The following is a 17,440-nucleotide window of genomic DNA, read 5'->3' as shown; positions in this document are numbered from 1 at the left end:
GGGCTTCAGCCTGCCGCTGCGATCAATTCACGGGTGTAGTCTGTCTGGGCGTTCTCAAACAAATCCTCGGCGGTGCCCATTTCAACCACATCACCGTTTCGCATAACGATAACGTTATGGGACATGGCGCGCACGACCTTCAGATCGTGGCTAATGAACAGGTAGGCCAAACCGTATTTCTTCTGCAGGTCACGCAGCAAGTCGACGATTTGAACCTGCACCGTCATGTCCAGCGCACTGGTCGGTTCATCCAGAACCAGCAACTTGGGCCGCAACACCATCGCACGCGCGATGGCGATCCGCTGACGCTGACCGCCTGAAAACTCGTGCGGGTACCGGTCCATTGCAGCCGGATCCAGCCCCACTTCCGTCATCACCTCAGTCACCAGTTCACGCGGGGCGCGGTGCGGGTCGACTTTGTGAATTGCCAAACCTTCGGCAATGATCTGCTGGCACGTCATACGCGGGCTCAGGCTACCGAACGGGTCCTGAAACACGATCTGCATGTCCTTGCGCAGGCGCCGCAGTTCTCGCGTGGACCAACGCCGGACATCCTGATCGCGGAAGGTGATGCCACCCTCGGACGCAATCAGGCGCATGATCGCCAAAGCCAGCGTTGTCTTGCCCGAACCACTTTCGCCCACAATTCCCAACGTCTCACCCGCCCGCACGCTAAGCGTGGCGTCGTTGACCGCCTTGACGTGTCCCACCGTCCGCTTCAGGAACCCGCGCTGGATTGGAAACCAGACCTTAAGGTGATCTGTTCGCGCGACCTCTTCTGCGTCTGCGGCCACCGCTTGCGGGTGACCGGACGGCTCGGCCGCCAGCAGCTTGCGCGTATAAGGGTGTTGTGGGTTGTCGAAAATCGCGACTGTCGGGCCGGTTTCGACGATTTCACCATCCTTCATCACGCACACACGGTCCGCAATCCGGCGTACAATGCCAAGGTCATGGGTAATGAACAGCATTCCCATATTTTCGGATTTCTGCAACTCGGCCAGCAGTTCCAGGATCTGTGCCTGAATAGTGACGTCCAGCGCCGTTGTCGGTTCATCCGCGATCAGAATGTCGGGCTTGTTGGCCAGCGCCATCGCGATCATCACGCGTTGGCGCTGCCCGCCCGACAACTGGTGCGGATAGCTGTCCAGTCGATCCTGCGGGTCGCGAATACCAACCTTTGTCAGCAGCTCGACAATTCGGTCACGCGCCGCATCACCGGTCAAGCCCTGATGCAGGGCCAGAGACTCAGCCATCTGTTTCTGGATCGTGTGCAGCGGGTTGAGCGAGGTCATCGGCTCTTGGAAGATAAAGCTGATGTCGTTGCCGCGCACATCCATCAACCTGTCCTCGGACGCGCCGATCATCTCATTCCCGTCATAGCGAACCGAGCCTTCGACGATCGCGCTGTCGCCCAGCAGCGACACTGTCGACAAGGCCGTAACGGATTTTCCCGACCCGGACTCACCTACCAGAGCTACCGTTTCACCACGATCGACGGTGAACGACACCCCTTTCACCGCCGCGCTGACCTGCCCGTCCTGTTTGAACGAGACCTTGAGGTTGTTCACATCCAAAAGGCTCATGAGAAGGTCTTTCTGGGATCAAACGCATCGCGCACGCCTTCAAAAATGAAGACCAGCAACGACAGCATGATGGCAAAGGTGAAAAAGGCAGTGAAGGCCAGCCACGGTGCCTGCAGGTTCTGTTTCGCCTGCAAGGTCAGTTCACCCAGCGAGGGGGCCGAGGATGGCAGGCCAAAGCCAAGGAAATCCAATGAAGCCAGACCGCCAATGGTTCCCGTGACGATAAACGGCATGAAGGTCAGCGTCGCGACCATCGCATTCGGCAGCATGTGCCGGAACATGATGGTCATGTTGCCCACGCCCAGCGCCCGCGCCGCGCGCACATATTCAAGGTTCCGGGCCCGCAGGAATTCGGCCCGGACAACCCCAACCAGCCCTGTCCAGCTAAACAGGATCATCAACGCAACCAGCAACCAGAAACTTCGGCCCAGAATGGCAAACATGATGATGATCACGTAAAGCGAGGGGGTCGCGGACCATATCTCGATGATCCGCTGGAAGATCAGGTCCAGCCATCCGCCAAAGAACCCCTGAATGGCTCCGGCGAAAATCCCGATCAGGCTGGCAACGCCGGTAACCATCAGGGTGAACAGGATCGACAGCCGGAATCCGTAAATCACCCGCGCCAGCACATCGCGCTTGGTGTCGTCCGTGCCCAGAAGGTTCTGGCCATTTGGCGGCAGCGGCGCGGCACCCGGCCGGTCAACGCTGGTGTTGAAGGAATAGGGGATCAGGGGCCAGATGGCCCATCCGCGCTCGAACCCTTCGGCTTGGAACGTACCGGCGTCGATCTGCTCGATAATGCCCTCGGGGTCGTCAAAACATTGCTCCAACCCGCCGCTGTCGATCAGGCAGCGCACCTCAGGATCGCGATAGATCGCTTCGGTCTGGAAATCGCCCCCAAATTCGGTTTCGGCATAGAAGTTGAAAACGGGCGTGTAAAACTCGCCCCGGTATTTCACGAGGATCGGTTTGTCATTGGCGATGAATTCGGCAAAGAGCGACAGGCCGAACAGGATCGAAAAAATGATCAGCGACCAGAATGCGCGGCCATTGCGCCGAAAATTGCGCCAGCGACGTTGGTTCAGCGGAGAAAGCGCCATCTACCCCTCCCGCTTTTCGAAATCGATGCGCGGGTCGACCAGCACATACATCAGATCACTGATGATGCCGACAACCAGACCCATCAGGCCAAAGATAAACAGCGTGCCAAAGATCACCGGGTAATCGCGAGCAACGGCGGCCTCGAACCCCAATCGGCCCAACCCATCCAGCGAGAAGATAGTTTCGATAATGATCGACCCGCCAAAGAACACGCCGATGAACACAGCAGGGAACCCGGCGATCACGATCAGCATGGCGTTGCGAAACACGTGACCGTACAGCACCTTGCCTTCGCTCAAACCTTTGGCGCGGGCTGTCATCACGTACTGTTTCTTAATCTCGTCCAGGAACGAGTTCTTGGTCAGCAGCGTCAGGGTCGCAAAGGCCGAGATGGTCAGCGCGATAATCGGCAAAGTGATGTGCCAGAAATAGTCCGCAATTTTTCCCATCAGGCTAAGGCTGTCCCAATTGTCCGATGTCAGCCCCCGCAACGGGAAAATCTGCCAATATGACCCACCAGCAAACAGCACCAGCAACAGGATTGCGAACAGGAAACCGGGAATGGCATAAGCCACGATGATCGTGCCGCTTGTCCAGGTGTCAAAGGTCGAACCATCCTTGATCGCCTTGCGAATGCCCAGCGGGATCGACACCAGATAAGCAATCAGCGTCGACCACAGACCCAGCGAGATCGAGACAGGCATTTTTTCGAGGACCAGATCAATAACGCTGATCGACCGGAAATAGCTCTCGCCAAAGTCCAGTGTCAGGTAGTTGCCCATCATGGACAGGAACCGTTCCAGCGGCGGCTTGTCGAACCCGAACTCTTTTTCCAGCTCTGCAATGAATTCCGGCGGCAATCCTCGGGCGCCGACGTATTTGTCGTCAAACGAGCCTCCGGCGGGTTCGGCGGCGGCACCGGCATCTCCGGCACCGGCGAAGCCCGCAAAAACGTCGCCTTGGCCTTCGATCTGCGCGATAATCTGTTCGATCGGTCCACCCGGTACAAACTGAACCAGTGTGAAGTTGACGATCATAATGCCCAGAAGCGTGGGAATAACCAGCAACAGACGTCTTAGTATATATGCGCCCATGTTACCGCAGCGCGCCCTTCGCCTTTAATGCAGCCTCTTTCTCGGGGTTGACCCACCAAAGATCGAGATAGCCAAGCGTAAATGGCGGCAGGTTTTCGGGGTACTCATACATGTCGTAATAGGCCGTCCAGTAGTCCGCCACATATCCATCGGGGATGATGAAGAACTCGTACCGCAACACACGATCCAGCGCCATAAGCGCCGCGTCCTGTTCCGCCTGATTTGTGGTGTCAAAAGAGGCTTCGATCACGGCATCCACCAGCGGGCTGGCAAGTCCGGCGGGGTTGAACAGGCTGAACGCTGCCTCTTCCGAACCATACATCTGGCTCAAACCGCCACCGGTCGACAGGAATGATCCATACCGATTGGAATACACCATATCGTAATCCCGCTCGCGCCTGCGCAAGGTGAACTGAGACGGGTCCACCTTTTCCGCCGAAGCGTCAACGCCGATCGACTGCAGGTTCTGCACAAAGGTTTCGATCATCGTCGCGGTCGAGGTTGGAATACTGGACGCATAGGGAATGTTCACCTTCAGGGTTTCACCTGCCGCATTGCGACGCAGATTTCCATCGCCCACCGGCCACCCGGCCTCATCCAGAAGTTTCGACGCCTTGCGCAGGTTGCGGCGATCGTTCAACCGCGCCGGGTTGGACTCGTGCGTCAACAGGGCCGGTTCGCTCAGAACATCTGCTGGGACCACATCACCCAGCGACTCCAGAAACGCCAGTTCAGCACCTTCCGGCGCGCCGGTGGCTTCTAGATGCGTGCCCTGAACAAAAGAGTTCCGGGGAGTATTTAACCCGAACATCAGTGATTCATTGGCCCATTCGAAATTGAACGCCAGCGCCAAAGCCTTGCGCACGTTTTTATCCGCGAATTGGGGCTTGCCGAGGTTGAAGACAAAGCCCGATGGTGTCGGTGGGCTGCCATCGGTGATTTCATCCCGCACGACCGAGCCTGCGCTTAGTTTTGGAAAGTCGTAGCTAGAGGCCCAGAGTTTTGGGTCACTTTCGATACGCATGGTATACTCACCCGCCTTGAACCCTTCGAAGGCGGCGGTCTGGTCGGCGAAATACTCGACCCGTATGGTGCCATAATTGTTGCGGCCCACATTGATCGGCAGATCTTTCGCCCAATAATCGTCCCGAAGCTTGTAAACGATGCGGCGATTGATGTCGTAGCTGTCAAGTTTGTACGGCCCCGAGCCCACCGCCACCTCAAGCCGGGGTTCATCCAGACGCCTGCTCTCGTCCGCTTCGAACCACGCTTTTGAGAAAACTGGCGTTGATCCGACAGTTTCAATCAACCCCCGTCTTGTCACGTCGGGGCTGAAGGTGAACTTGACTGTGTGGTCATCCAGCGCCTCAGCCCCGGTAACCATCCGCCCAACCGCCTGCGCATAGGATGGCAGACCCTGTTCGATAAACAGGCGATGGCTATAGACCACATCCTCGGCCGTGACCGGCGTTCCGTCCCAAAACGTCGCCTCGGGGCGCATGTGGAAAATCACATAATTGCGGCCTTCGTCGTATTCCATGCTTTCCGCGAGCAAACCGTAATATTGCCCGACGCTGTCCGAAGTACTGTCGATCAACGAGTCGTATTGCAGCGTCGTAAGCGCCCCGGCCCGGCCTTTGCGCGAGTACGGGTTCAGAGAATCGAATGTACCTGATCCAGCAAGCGACAACTCTCCGCCCTTTGGGGCATCGGGGTTCACATAGTTCAGGTGCGGATAGTCAGCGGGATAGTCGAGGTTTCCAAAGTAGGAATAGCCGTGGCTGCGGGTGACGTTTTCCTCGGCGGCAACAGCTTTGTCACCAACCCCAAGCATGAGCGCCGCGGCAATTCCCATAAAGGCTGCCCAAGGCCGAACAGTCGTTACGCGCGGTGCAGGCGGCAGGGGTTTCATATGCTCATCCTCTGGTTCGTTGACTTCTTTAACCTTGTAAGCGCCAGCTAAAAGACCAGCGCTGTCATATGCAAGTTTAGAATGCGTGAACGCTTTGTGAAGTTCTTCTTAAACAAAAATAAAGCCGCTGCGGGAAGCAGCGGCTTTGAAAATCGGGAAAACCGAGTATCGGATCAGTTGCCGATTGTCTGCAGATAAGCAATCAGGTCGGCGCGCTCTTGCGGCTTTTTCAGGCCGGCAAAGCTCATGGAAGTGCCCGAGATATACGCGCTTGGGCGCTCCAGGAAGGCATCCAGCGCTTCGGGTGTCCAGTTTCCGCCATGGGCCTGCATGGCAGCTGAGTAGCCTGTGAAACCGTTTGCCGAGGCGACCGGGCGGTCAACTACACCGTACAGGTAGGGGCCGGTGCCGTTCGCGCCGTCTTCCAGCTTGTGACATGCGGTGCACTTGCGGAAAACTCTGGCGCCTTTTTCGGGGTCAGCGGCGGCCAGCATATCTTCGAAAACCACCTCTTCGCCGTCAGCGCTTTCACCCGCGCTTTCGGTTTCGATGATATATGCGGCTGTCTCGCCATGCCCATCGGCGTGGTAAAGAGCTTCGGCACCCCATTTGGCCAGAAGCAGCACCAGAAAGGTGCCAAACAGGCCTGCGGCGGCCTTGGTAACTGTCATCGTGTCGAACATTGATCGCGAGTCCATTTCAGCTGTCTGCGGGGTGTCTAAGGCTTCCCCTAGCAAGAGGCAAGGTATAGACACCGCGACTAAACGCCCAATTCAAGAACTTGTTGCACGGAATCGACCAAATGACCAAACGTATCGCATTTCAGGGAGAACCCGGCGCCTATAGTCACGAGGCCTGCCGCAATGCCCGCCCCGACATGGAGGCCCTGCCCTGCCGCACATTCGAGGATGTGATCGAATCGGTCCGATCGGGTGAAGCTGATCTGGCGATGCTGCCGGTGGAAAACACGACCTATGGCCGCGTCGCCGACATACACCGTCTACTGCCCCATAGCGGCCTGCACATCATTGACGAGGCATTTGTCCGGGTTCACATCAATCTACTGACCGTTCCGGGCGCCAAGCTTGAAGATATTACCGAGGCGCACTCTCATCTGGTTTTGCTGCCGCAATGTGCAGAGTTCCTGAAGAAGCACGGAATCAAAGGCCGTGTCAGCCCGGACAATGCCCGCGCCGCCCGCGAAGTTTCAGAGCAGGGCGATCTGCATTCGGCGGCGCTGGCCAGTGAACTGGCTGGCGAAATTTACGGCCTGAACGTCATGGCCCGACACATTGAAGATCGCGACAACAACACCACCCGGTTTCTGGTCATGTCGCATCAGGCGGATATGTCCCGGCGTGGCGAACACGGCATGATCACCAGCTTTGTCTTTCAGGTGCGCAATATTCCTGCGGCGCTGTACAAGGCGATGGGCGGATTCGCGACCAATGGCATCAACATGACCAAGCTGGAAAGTTACATGGTGGATGGATCATTCACCGCCACGCAATTCTACGCGGACATCGTCGGACACCCGGAAGACCGGAATGTAAAACTGGCGATGGAAGAGCTGGAGCACTTTACCACCAACGTCGAGATTCTGGGCGTCTACCCGGCTGCCCAGCCGCGCGGCTAGCAGCTTTTTCCTGCGGCGCCTGCCAAATCCGGTCCGATGCCATGATGATGTCGTTCTTCCATCTCTCTGGCGAATTCGCTTAGGCGCGCCTGAAACCGACGCCGGAACCGGTTTTGACCCAGCCGGAGGGATTGCAGGAAAAGCCGGGCAGGCAGCGACTTGGCCGCGAGTGACATGTCCACTTCCAGGCGAGTGCGGCGCTGCGACAAGGCCATAAACTCGACGGTCGTCGTGCCGTTCAGTCCTTTTCCCGTCGCCTCGAACCGCATCTGTGATGGCGGATCGCATTCGGCCATCACGATCTCGACCTGCCGCGGTTTGCCACGCAGCCTGAATTCCGTTGTCCAGGTTGTTCCGGGGACCACGCCCATATGGCCGGTCAGGCGCCGCACTTCGATTCCCCGGCGCATCGCCATTCGTTCAAAACGCTCAAAATCAGTGACCATCTCGAACACGGCGTTGATCGGGGCTTGGATATCTTCACGCGCAGTGAATTGCATTTCAGTTCGCGGCTCTCTTACTTGTCAGCCCAGTATTTTGTCAGTCCAGCGTGTCCGCAAGCCAGTTTTGCAAAAGGAAATGTGCAATGGCACCTTTACGCGCAGGCAGAAGGTTTGGGTGTTCGCCCGCGAAGGCCTGCATCATCTCTGACTTGCTGACCCACATCGCGTCTTCAATCTCAACCGGATCAATTTTGATCTCTTTGGACAGCGCCTCACCCGCGCAGCCAAACATCAGCGAAGCGGGAAAGGGCCAAGGCTGGCTGGACAGGTAAGAGACCCGGCCAACAGGCACGCCCGCCTCTTCCATGACTTCGCGCCTGACGGCGGCTTCCAGTGTCTCACCCGGTTCGACAAACCCGGCAAGCAGCGAATACATCCCCTCGGGCCAGCCCGGTGATCGACCGACCAGAACCGTTTCTCCGTGTGTGATCAGCATGATGACAACCGGATCTGTGCGTGGAAAATGGTGCCCACCGCAACTGGGGCAGCTACGCTGCCATCCGGCCTGCGTCATTTCGCTGGCCGCACCGCACCGGGCACAAAACCGATGCGTTTCGTGCCAGCCAATCACAGCCTTGGCCGAGGCCGCCAATTCTGCGTCACGCGGGGACAGGCGGGTCATAATGCGGCGCAGTTCGGCAAAGACGAACCCATTGGGCAGACCGGGATGCTGCTGCTCGGACCTGTCAAAGAAACCGCCGACCTGCGAGATATCCAGATCATAGGCGGCCCAGTTCGAAATATCGACGGCAAACACGGGCGCGTCGTCGGACAAGCCCAAAAATATCGGCTCCTCCGTGATACCGCCGGGTCCGTTGTTCACCAGTTGATGCGTCATTGGGATGAAACCCAGCCGATCCAGCGCCTCCCCCTGAACCAACAGCTTGCCACGCCACAGCAAAATGCACCGTGCCTCGGGATTCGCGCGCGCCAGCGCGATCTCATCTGCGTCTGCGCGAATATGCGCTGCACGATCCAGGCCAGAGCCACCAAACGTCACATGTTCCGCGTTTTTCATTGCAGTTCCTTCGGATTTTCCGCACAGGGCTGCCATGGCAGCCACGACGTTGCAATGGCTTTTCAGCTTCTTATGAAAAAGTTCCAGTGCCGCTGAAAAGCCTTAGCCTGACCTTGAAATTTGCACCTGATACGCTTTTTGTTGAAATTGATTAATAAAAAACTGCCAAAAGTAGAGTAGTGAAACCTCCCTCTTCCTTAATGACAGCGCAGATCCGGATATTGGCGACAACCGATCTGCACATGAATTTGACCGGATTCGACTATTATGCGGACACTACTGACCCTTCGATCGGCCTGAGCAGAACCGCAAGTCTGATCAAAGCGGCCCGAACGCAGGCCCAGTCTCAAGGGCGCCTTGTCTTGCTGTTCGACAATGGTGACGCCCTTCAAGGTGCGCCCATTGGTGAATGGGCCGTGGCGCAGACCGACAGCCGTCACATCCTGATGCAAGCCTTTGATGACCTTGGTTATGACGCCGTTGGATTGGGAAACCATGACTTTGGGTTCGGGCTTGAGGTACTGGACCGCATAGTCGCCCAAGCCACGTGCCCGGTCATTTGCAGCAATACCACCAGAGCCGACCGCCCGGCAAGCTGGCAGGCGCATACGATTCTTGACCGGAACATCAAAATGCAGGGGCAAGATCTGGTTTTGAAAATCGGTGTGTTCTCTGTCCTCCCACCGCAGACGGCCAAGTGGGAAGCGCACCGCCTGAAAGGTGCCGTTTCGGTAGAGGACATCCTGACGTGCGCCCATCGAAAAACGCGGGAATTGCGATCCGGGGGATGCGATCTGATTGTGGCACTTGCCCATACAGGGCTTGGCGCCGCTGCACCCGCGCCCAACCTTGAGAATGCGGCTATCCCCCTGGCAGCGGTGCCCGGAATTGATGCGATTATTGCTGGGCATTCCCACTTGACCCTGCCCGGCTCTGCTCATCAGGGTCTGAAGCATGTAGACCCACAACACGGTCTTGTTCACGGAAAACCGGTTGTGATGCCGGGCGCGGCCGGTTCGCATCTGGGCATCATTGACCTGACGTTGCACCAAAAAGACGCGGGCGGGTGGTCGATTGGGAACCAACATGTGGAACTGCATTCTGTTTCACCAGCGACGCCCGCGGCCCCGACGGAAGAGGACACTGATCTGAAGCGTCTGTTCGCACAAGCACATAAAGAGACACGGTTGCACTCGGCCAAGCCTGTCGGCGAAACGCGTCAGAATTTGCACAGTTATTTCAGCTTCTGTGCGCCGGACAGGGGGGCTTGCGCTGGTCGCGGCAGCGCAAGCCGCCGCGTTGCGCCCCTTCCTAAAAGGAACAACGCACGAGGGCCTACCGGTTCTGTCAGCCGTATCGCCTTCGAAATTCGGAGGGCGCGCAGGGCCACGATCCTTTACCGACGTTCCGGCGGGTCAAATCCGGCTTCGCCATGTCAACGACCTGAACATCTTTCCAAACGAAATGCAGGCCGTCGTGGTTTCGGGCGCGCAGATTAGAGACTGGCTTGAGATGTCGGCTGGCGTGCTCAATCAAATGCACGCAGGTCAACAAATCGAACTGCGGAATTCCGCTCGCGCCGGTTACAATTTTGATATCCTGCACGGCCTTAGCCACCAGATCGACCTTGGTATGCCCGCGCGGTTCGACGCGGGCGGCAATTTGACGAATTCATCGCATAACCGCGTCAAGAATATTCGCCTTGCCGAGCACCCTATCGACGATCAGCAATCCTTTGTTGTTGCCCTCAACAACTACCGGGCCAGCGGAGGTGGGCATTTCCCCTTCGTAGACACCGCAAGGCAGATTCCGTTACCAGTTTTGTCGATCCAATGCATTGTTCGGGATTATGTCGCGGGCCGCCTTCCCGCGGATCCGTTGGCGGATGCGCCGCGGCCATTCACACTCAGACCGCTATCCGGGGCGTTTGCGATTCTCAGAACCAGTCCCAAGGCGCAGCACCATTTAGCTGAATTGCAGACGTATAACCCGTCAGTCATTGGGCGCGATGACGATGGTTTTTTACTAATCCGGCTTACGCTGTGACGGGTTGTCATCCGCAAACGAAATGCATATATCCACCCCTGAGAGGTTGGCGCGGGCGAGCGCCTCGCCAACCTGGTCAGGTCCGGAAGGAAGCAGCCACAACGAGCCCCGCTTGGGTCGATGTCCAACCTCTCACTTCCCCCCACATGCTTAAGGCTATTCCGCGATCCGGCATGAACAAGCCCGCCGCCCTATCGGGAAGACAACCCTGCGTCTAAAGCGGTGACAAAGCCCGCTTGACTCGGACCGATTTCACCGGATAGCGATGACTTGATGGTTCTCGACCCGGCTTACCGGGAAGGGATGAAAAGGGAACACGGTGCGGTCCTACCCCGGCGATGCCGAAACGGACCAATGCCGCGACTGCCCCCGCAACTGTAAGCGGTGAGCAATGCCGAGACACCACTGGCCCAACGGCTGGGAAGGTCGGCAAAGCGATGACCCGCAAGTCAGGAGACCTGCCATCTGACTGAAACCGAAACTCGGGCGGGGTGTCCGGGCAGGTCAAAGCCGCACAAAGCGACCTGACCCACGCCCCCCGTCCATCGCGCGGAGGGCGTACAATGATCTGGAAGACAAAAACGCACGAGTTTTCTGCAACAATTTGTCAGAAAACCGGCAAACCGTGTCCGGCCTTGGCAAGGATGGCACGTGCCATGGCGGACGCGATAGCAACAGCGCAGCCTGTCACAACCAAAGAGTTCGAGGTCGAAGGCAGCGGAGAGCTTTCGCATTGCGCAGAAGGGTGCACAGCACGGTTTCGCGCCCATTCAGATCTGATCAGGGTATATTGTGGAACGGCCCTGGAAACCCCGACAACAAAGTTGGACGATTACGCCGACATGATGTTCGGGACCAGCCTGTCGGCCATGCCAACCGGAACGCTGTCCGATATGCCCTGCGCAATGCTCGAGGTTACAACCTTGGGACTGCGTCCCGCGGCTGGTGACCCACAACCAGCCATGGCGTGACGTCAAAGCCCGGTTGATGCCGGTGCCGTGGCCCAAGCCATCTGCGCGTCGGTTTCGACGGCGCACGGCCGGACAGCGCGCAACCGGCGCAGCGCCTTATCCGGGGCTTCACCGCCTTCGACCAGCAAGCGCAACACAATCATGCCGGACCGCCCGCATCCGCCCCGGCAATGAACCAAGACCCGTCCACCCGCAGACAGGACGCGGTGTGCATCGGTGCTGGCGTTTGGCCAATCACACCTTACGTTCGATGACGGTGCGCCAAAATCCTGCACCGGAAGATGAACCCAAGTGATTGCGCGGCTCTGCAGGTCGCGCCAGAGGTTGTGCGCTCCTGCGGCTTCCAACTCACCGGAGGTTGTCATCGAAATCACCATGACTGGGCGCCATTGCATGATCCGCTCAAGATCCCCGGCAAAGTCGCCGAGCCGACCTGGCATTTGCGCCAAGCCCAACAGACCGGACCGAACCGGCATTGAGTAAATTTCAAACCTGTCCAAGGTGCGCACTCTGCCCGAAGGAAATGGCTGGGCAAGCCGATACACGCCCACCCGAACCTGTATCCAATGCGCCGCAGTAATCCAAATCGAATTTCATCGCTCCCTGCGGTGGACGTGAGCGGCAGGGGTCACTACGCTGCAAAGCTGATACGAATCCGACAGAGCAGACATGACCGAAACACCAAGCCCCGCCTATCAGGTGCTCGCCCGCAAATACCGTCCTGAAACTTTTGCCGACCTCGTGGGCCAGGACGCCATGGTACGCACCCTGAAAAACGCGTTCGAGGCCGACCGGATAGCGCAGGCCTTTGTCATGACCGGCATTCGCGGTACCGGCAAAACCACCACCGCGCGGATCATTGCCAAGGGCATGAACTGCATCGGACCAGACGGTGAAGGCAAAGCGACAATCGAACCCTGCGGCCAGTGCGAACACTGCGTGGCCATCATGGAGGGCCGCCATGTCGACGTAATGGAGATGGACGCCGCAAGCCGCACCGGTGTGAACGACATTCGCGAGATCATCGAAAGCGTCCGCTATCGTGCCGCCAGTGCGCGCTACAAGATATACATCATCGACGAAGTTCACATGCTGTCGAACAGCGCGTTCAACGCTTTGCTCAAAACCCTTGAAGAACCGCCAGAGCATGTGAAGTTCATCTTTGCCACAACCGAAATCCGCAAGGTTCCGGTGACGGTCCTGTCGCGGTGTCAACGCTTCGACCTGCGCCGGATCGAACCCGAAGACATGATCGGCCTGCTGAAAAAAATCGCAACTGCCGAGAACGCTCAGATTGCCGAGGACGCCTTGGCGCTGATCACTCGTGCGGCGGAAGGTTCGGCCCGGGATGCGACCTCGCTGCTGGATCAAGCCATTTCGCATGGTGCCGGGGAAACCAGCGCGGATCAGGTGCGGGCCATGCTGGGGTTGGCTGATCGCGGGCGGGTGCTGGACCTGATGGACATGATCCTGCGCGGCGATACCGCCGGAGCGTTGACGGAGCTTGGCGGTCAATATGCCGAAGGTGCCGACCCGCTGGCCGTACTGCGCGATCTGGCCGAGATCACGCATTGGGTCTCGGTGGTCAAGATTACGCCGGACGCAGCCGAAGATCCGACAGTCTCGCCTGACGAACGCGCCCGGGGCGTCCAGATGGCCGAGGCCCTTCCCATGCGCATTCTGACCCGGATGTGGCAGATGTTGCTGAAAGCACTCGAAGAAGTTTCGGCAGCGCCCAATGCCATGATGTCCGCAGAAATGGCTATCATCCGGCTGACCCATGTCGCCGACCTGCCCACCCCGGAAGAGCTGATCAGACGTCTTCAGGACGCCCCGCCCCCTGCCCCGAACGGCGGGCCCGGCGGTGGAATGTCAGCGCCGACACAGGGCACCGTTCAGGCACATGCGCCAGCGGCACAATCCTACGCGGCGCCAGCGGGTGGTGGCGCGGGCGCACCCAGCGCGGCTTTGGCGCGGGACACACAGACCGCTCTGGCCCGGTATCCGACATTCGAACATGTGGTTGAACTGATCCGCACAAACCGGGATGTGAAACTGCTGGTCGAGGTTGAAAACGGCGTGCGTCTGGTTTCGTACCAGCCGGGGCGGATCGAATTTACTCCGGCCGACAACGCTCCGACGGATTTGGCGCAACGACTGGGGTCAGCGTTGCAACGCTGGACCGGAAATCGTTGGGCGGTATCGGTCGTATCGGACGGCGACATGGCGACAATTGCCGAAGTCAGGGACGCGGCAGACCTCGCCCTGCGCGCTGAGGCCGAGCAGCATCCGCTGGTTCAGGCGGTGCTGAAACAATTCCCCAAGGCTCGGATCAAAAGGATCGAAACGCCCGAGGAACGCGCCGCAAAGGTCGAAACCGAAGCCTTGCCCGAAGTCGAAGACGAATGGGACCCGTTCGAAGAGGACTGAACCCTTCGCGAAAAACACCCGAAATACTCCCGCACCCGCCACGGACCATCGGCTGACGCCGACGGCCCTGAGCGGACTTGGGCCCGGCAGCGCGGGCAAGGCCCGCGCTGCCGGGCCCAACGGGAGAAAAGGTCTTGCCAAAGACCTTGACGTCAGGCGGGAGACCTACGGCCCTTGTGCCCCGCGGGTGCCGCCCGTATTTAGGCTTCAAACGGACTTACAGGAGAAACACGATGCTCAAAGGACTCGGCGGTCTGGGCGACATGGCCAAGATGATGAAATCCGCACAGGATTTGCAGACCAAGATGACCGACATGCAGGAAGAACTGAACACCATCATGGTTGTCGGCGAATCTGGTGCCGGGCTGGTCAAGGCCACCGCAACTGCAAAAGGCGAGCTGAAAGGTCTGGACATCGACCCGTCGATCTTCAATGGCGACGACAAGGAAGTGGTCGAGGACCTGATCCTTGCTGCCATCAAGGACGCACAGACCAAAGCCGCAGAGCGGTCGCAGGAAGAAATGGCAAAGCTCACCGAAAGCATGGGCCTGCCCGCAGACATCAAGCTGCCGTTCTGATAGACACTCCTGACGAAACACAGGCCGGGCGCGCATGCCCGGCCCATTTGCAGGAGCGCGCGCAGTGAGTTCGAACAGCGACATCGACAACCTGATCGACCTGTTGGCCAAGCTGCCGGGTCTGGGTCCGCGCTCGGCCCGCCGCGCAGTGCTGCACCTGATCCGCAAGCGTGCCCTGCTGCTGACGCCCCTGTCAGACGCCATGCAACAGGTCGCTATCACCGCCCGCGAATGCCTGAACTGTGGCAACGTCGGCACCACCGATATCTGCGATATCTGCGACAGCGAGGCCCGCGCGACTGGTGAGCTTTGCGTGGTCGAAGACGTTGCCGACCTTTGGGCGATGGAGCGCGCGGGCGTGTTCAAAGGCCGCTATCACGTGCTGGGCGGCACATTGTCGGCACTGGACGGCGTCGGCCCGGACGAGCTGCGCATTCCGCGCCTCAAGGACCGGGTGGTCGCCGAAGGAGTTTCCGAGGTCATCCTCGCCCTGAACGCCACAGTCGATGGCCAGACCACAGCGCATTACATCGCCGATCAGCTAGAGGGGCAGGTCCGCCTGACCTCTCTGGCGCAGGGCGTGCCGATTGGCGGAGAGCTGGATTATCTGGATGACGGGACGATTACAGCGGCGCTGAGGGCGCGGAAAGAACTTTGATCTTATCAAAAGTTCCGGGTGACAAATGCTCCGGCTAGTCTCTTGTGATTCCACATTGTACCACCCATTCGTGCGGCAAAACATTGACTGCGATGTTGTTTGGCAGTTGGTAAAACGACATGGTTCGGTAGCTCCAAGCATAAGGAACGCAGTCCTTAAGCGCAGCCGCATGCAAATAGAACTGAAACTCTCTTGGCGCATTTCGAAGCGTCTGAAAGAATGAGTTTCTGAACTCCGCATCCGCATCAAAAACGTTGATCGATCTAGCGCGCAGGACGCTTGCATAAGATCCGACAAAGACGCTTGATAGGCTCATGGCCAAGACAATGAATACTGGCAGGGTTATATGAGATTTGAATTTTAGCCTGCTTAAGAACGCACTGAACAACAAACCAAAAAATCCGCCAAAAAACACGAAAACCGGCCAAAAAGGGGCGCCCAATCGACCGCTCCAAAACGTAACAAATGCAATTGGCTGAAGAATATTTCCGAACAGGATAAGCGCCATTGCGGTGTATGCAAAAACACTGCAAAAAATAGTTAGCAGCAGTTTCAATGAACCAAATTACCCAATTCCATACAGAGAAATTATGCCTTTGTAGTTCAACAAAAAGTCACTAACGTCAACAGTACCAAATTAGCTATAGAGTTGTTTAGTGACCCGCCTTCTCGCCCTCACCCTCGCCGCCTTCACAGCAACCGTCGCCTGGTCGCAGGAACTCGTCGACAAAGGCTTTGCCGAGGGTTGGAACATCATGATGGACCCTGCGCTTGGCAACGGGTGCTTGATCCAGACGGTGTATGAGGACCTCTCGGTGGTTAGGATCGGTTACGACGCGCTGAACAATCGCGGGTATTTTACGGTTTTCAACAAAGCGTGGGGCGACATCGAACAGGGCCAAAGCTATCCCATCCGGTTCGAACTGGATGGCAAAAGTTTTGATGCCACGGCCACGGGGTTCAAATTGGACCGCGTGCCGGGTGCGACCGTGTTTTTCACCGACCGGAACTTTGTGAATGCGATCGCTCAGAACCGCACGATGACCGTTTACAATCCGGCAGGGGAAACTGTCATGGCCATAGACCTGAAGGGCACGGCCAAGGCGCTGGAATACGCGCGCGACTGTCAGAACAAGAAACTCTAGCGAATCGGATCGAACAGAGCATCCTTGGCTGCACAATCGCGGATCACGTCCCGGCCGCAAGGAACGGGTTTAAGATCGCGCGACAGGCACAAACGGGCTTCTTCAATGTAGCCTTGTTTGCAGGTGATGGTGATCATATCCGGTTTTAGTCCCGGATTAGCTTTCAGAAACGCCTCCTCAACCACCGAAGCCGGCAGTTTGACGGCCTCTTCCAGCTTGCGAAAGACCTCGGGCCGCGCGACTTGCTGATATGCTTGGCGCGACAGCGCGAAATAGTCCGGCGCGGACAGGCCCGAGCAGGTTCCGTGTTTCTTCCACTGGTGCCACGCCAAACCGGACGTGCCCTGAATATCCGCCATTTCCCGCGTCATACGACGGGTGGGTGGCGCCACGGCGGTTCGGCAATAGGACGGCCAGCCCTGATGAAACTGAGGCCACAACCCGTGCAGGATCCAACCATGATCGTGACGCGCATCGCATTGATCCGAGCTACGCGCATCCCCTTCGCGCGCGCACCAGTTGGGCGACCAGCTTAGGGACAGAACATAATAGTCGAACTCCCCAGCCTTTTCGCCCTCGGCCAGCGCCGTCGCCGCACTCAGAACGCATAATAACAGCCCCAGAATCCCTTGGCGCATTCGCCTCTTCCCTTCTTGACCTTGCGCGACTATATACGGGCCAAGTTCCCCGACAACGGAAACCTGCCCCAAGACCACGGGGCCGCCGAATTCCGGCGACGGGACAGATGTATTTAAAGGAGAC

18 protein-coding genes, 1 other RNA gene and 1 riboswitch are annotated in these 17,440 nt (G+C 58.1%); of the genes, 9 read left to right on the top strand and 10 right to left on the bottom strand.

Features of this window, described 5'->3' with window-relative positions; all coding sequences use genetic code 11:
• Positions 1–5 precede the first annotated feature (5 nt).
• The 5 genes from GOV87_RS06005 to GOV87_RS05985 all read right to left on the bottom strand — a co-directional run bounded on the left by GOV87_RS06005 (position 6) and on the right by GOV87_RS05985 (position 6,376).
• Positions 6–1,583, bottom strand: coding sequence for an ABC transporter ATP-binding protein (locus GOV87_RS06005; RefSeq protein WP_171211179.1), 1,578 nt, complete (start codon positions 1,581–1,583; stop codon positions 6–8).
• Positions 1,580–2,686, bottom strand: coding sequence for an ABC transporter permease (locus tag GOV87_RS06000; RefSeq protein ID WP_170386007.1), 1,107 nt, complete (start codon positions 2,684–2,686; stop codon positions 1,580–1,582). The genes GOV87_RS06005 and GOV87_RS06000 overlap by 4 nt, the downstream gene beginning before the upstream one ends.
• Entirely contained in the window at positions 2,687–3,781 is a 1,095-nt protein-coding gene (locus GOV87_RS05995) for a microcin C ABC transporter permease YejB (RefSeq protein WP_170386010.1), read from the bottom strand.
• Between the two features lies 1 nt (position 3,782).
• Entirely contained in the window at positions 3,783–5,693 is a 1,911-nt protein-coding gene (locus GOV87_RS05990) for an extracellular solute-binding protein (RefSeq protein WP_171126311.1), read from the bottom strand.
• Positions 5,694–5,866: 173 nt separating this feature from the next.
• Positions 5,867–6,376 carry a cytochrome c family protein gene (locus tag GOV87_RS05985; RefSeq protein WP_171126447.1) on the bottom strand — a complete coding sequence of 170 codons (510 nt, stop codon included), beginning with the start codon at positions 6,374–6,376 and terminating at the stop codon, positions 5,867–5,869.
• 119 nt (positions 6,377–6,495) lie between these two features.
• On the opposite strand from GOV87_RS05985, the gene GOV87_RS05980 reads away from it, so the two are divergent.
• Positions 6,496–7,329 carry a prephenate dehydratase gene (locus GOV87_RS05980; protein ID WP_171211178.1) on the top strand — a complete coding sequence of 278 codons (834 nt, stop codon included), beginning with the start codon at positions 6,496–6,498 and terminating at the stop codon, positions 7,327–7,329.
• Here GOV87_RS05980 and GOV87_RS05975 read toward each other — a convergent pair.
• Both GOV87_RS05975 and nudC read right to left on the bottom strand, forming a co-directional pair.
• Complete coding sequence (locus GOV87_RS05975) at positions 7,326–7,829, bottom strand: SRPBCC family protein (RefSeq protein WP_171211177.1); 504 nt, start codon at positions 7,827–7,829, stop codon at positions 7,326–7,328. The genes GOV87_RS05980 and GOV87_RS05975 overlap by 4 nt on opposite strands.
• Positions 7,830–7,869: 40 nt before the next feature.
• Positions 7,870–8,850 carry an NAD(+) diphosphatase gene (gene nudC, locus GOV87_RS05970; protein WP_171211176.1) on the bottom strand — a complete coding sequence of 327 codons (981 nt, stop codon included), beginning with the start codon at positions 8,848–8,850 and terminating at the stop codon, positions 7,870–7,872.
• Between the two features lie 242 nt (positions 8,851–9,092).
• Here nudC and GOV87_RS20640 point away from each other — a divergent pair, with 242 nt between their 5' ends.
• The 4 genes from GOV87_RS20640 (at position 9,093) to GOV87_RS05955 (ending at position 11,867) form a co-directional block, all read left to right on the top strand.
• On the top strand, positions 9,093–10,349 hold the full coding sequence (locus GOV87_RS20640) for a hypothetical protein (protein WP_371813466.1): 1,257 nt from the start codon (positions 9,093–9,095) through the stop codon (positions 10,347–10,349).
• Complete coding sequence (locus tag GOV87_RS20400; RefSeq protein WP_371813474.1) at positions 10,270–10,896, top strand: 5'-nucleotidase C-terminal domain-containing protein; 627 nt, start codon at positions 10,270–10,272, stop codon at positions 10,894–10,896. Before GOV87_RS20640 ends, GOV87_RS20400 begins: the two co-directional genes overlap by 80 nt.
• A 39-nt stretch (positions 10,897–10,935) precedes the next feature.
• An RNA gene (gene ffs, locus GOV87_RS05960) (signal recognition particle sRNA small type) lies at positions 10,936–11,034 on the top strand.
• Positions 11,035–11,153: 119 nt separating this feature from the next.
• A riboswitch (cobalamin riboswitch) is annotated at positions 11,154–11,377 on the top strand.
• A 175-nt stretch (positions 11,378–11,552) separates the two neighbouring features.
• Positions 11,553–11,867 (top strand): hypothetical protein, encoded by a 315-nt coding sequence (locus GOV87_RS05955; RefSeq protein ID WP_254447319.1) that lies wholly within the window; start codon positions 11,553–11,555, stop codon positions 11,865–11,867.
• Positions 11,868–11,869: 2 nt separating this feature from the next.
• Here GOV87_RS05955 and GOV87_RS05950 read toward each other — a convergent pair whose 3' ends face one another.
• Positions 11,870–12,367: a dual specificity protein phosphatase family protein gene (locus tag GOV87_RS05950; protein WP_254447318.1), complete on the bottom strand. Its 498-nt coding sequence runs from the start codon at positions 12,365–12,367 to the stop codon at positions 11,870–11,872.
• A 169-nt stretch (positions 12,368–12,536) separates the two neighbouring features.
• On the opposite strand from GOV87_RS05950, the gene GOV87_RS05945 reads away from it, so the two are divergent.
• From GOV87_RS05945 to recR, 3 genes are all read left to right on the top strand, one after another.
• Positions 12,537–14,297 carry a DNA polymerase III subunit gamma/tau gene (locus GOV87_RS05945; protein ID WP_171126315.1) on the top strand — a complete coding sequence of 587 codons (1,761 nt, stop codon included), beginning with the start codon at positions 12,537–12,539 and terminating at the stop codon, positions 14,295–14,297.
• 233 nt (positions 14,298–14,530) lie between these two features.
• On the top strand, positions 14,531–14,875 hold the full coding sequence (locus GOV87_RS05940; RefSeq protein ID WP_170386032.1) for a YbaB/EbfC family nucleoid-associated protein: 345 nt from the start codon (positions 14,531–14,533) through the stop codon (positions 14,873–14,875).
• A 64-nt stretch (positions 14,876–14,939) separates the two neighbouring features.
• Complete coding sequence (gene recR / locus GOV87_RS05935) at positions 14,940–15,533, top strand: recombination mediator RecR (RefSeq protein WP_171211174.1); 594 nt, start codon at positions 14,940–14,942, stop codon at positions 15,531–15,533.
• A 34-nt stretch (positions 15,534–15,567) separates the two neighbouring features.
• On the opposite strand, the gene GOV87_RS05930 is transcribed toward recR, so the two are convergent.
• On the bottom strand, positions 15,568–16,041 hold the full coding sequence (locus GOV87_RS05930) for a hypothetical protein (protein WP_171211173.1): 474 nt from the start codon (positions 16,039–16,041) through the stop codon (positions 15,568–15,570).
• A 148-nt stretch (positions 16,042–16,189) separates the two neighbouring features.
• Here GOV87_RS05930 and GOV87_RS05925 point away from each other — a divergent pair, with 148 nt between their 5' ends.
• Positions 16,190–16,678: a hypothetical protein gene (locus tag GOV87_RS05925; protein ID WP_171124367.1), complete on the top strand. Its 489-nt coding sequence runs from the start codon at positions 16,190–16,192 to the stop codon at positions 16,676–16,678.
• On the opposite strand, the gene GOV87_RS05920 is transcribed toward GOV87_RS05925, so the two are convergent.
• On the bottom strand, positions 16,675–17,316 hold the full coding sequence (locus GOV87_RS05920) for a ribonuclease T2 (protein ID WP_171126318.1): 642 nt from the start codon (positions 17,314–17,316) through the stop codon (positions 16,675–16,677). The two genes, GOV87_RS05925 and GOV87_RS05920, sit on opposite strands and share 4 nt — an antisense overlap.
• Between the last annotated feature and the right edge of the window lie 124 nt (positions 17,317–17,440).

Source organism: Ruegeria sp. HKCCA5426 (assembly GCF_013034585.1).
In the GTDB taxonomy this organism is placed as follows: Bacteria; Pseudomonadota; Alphaproteobacteria; order Rhodobacterales; family Rhodobacteraceae; genus Ruegeria.
Note: the sequence above shows the minus strand (reverse complement) of the source record. Positions and strands in the feature narration are given on the sequence as shown.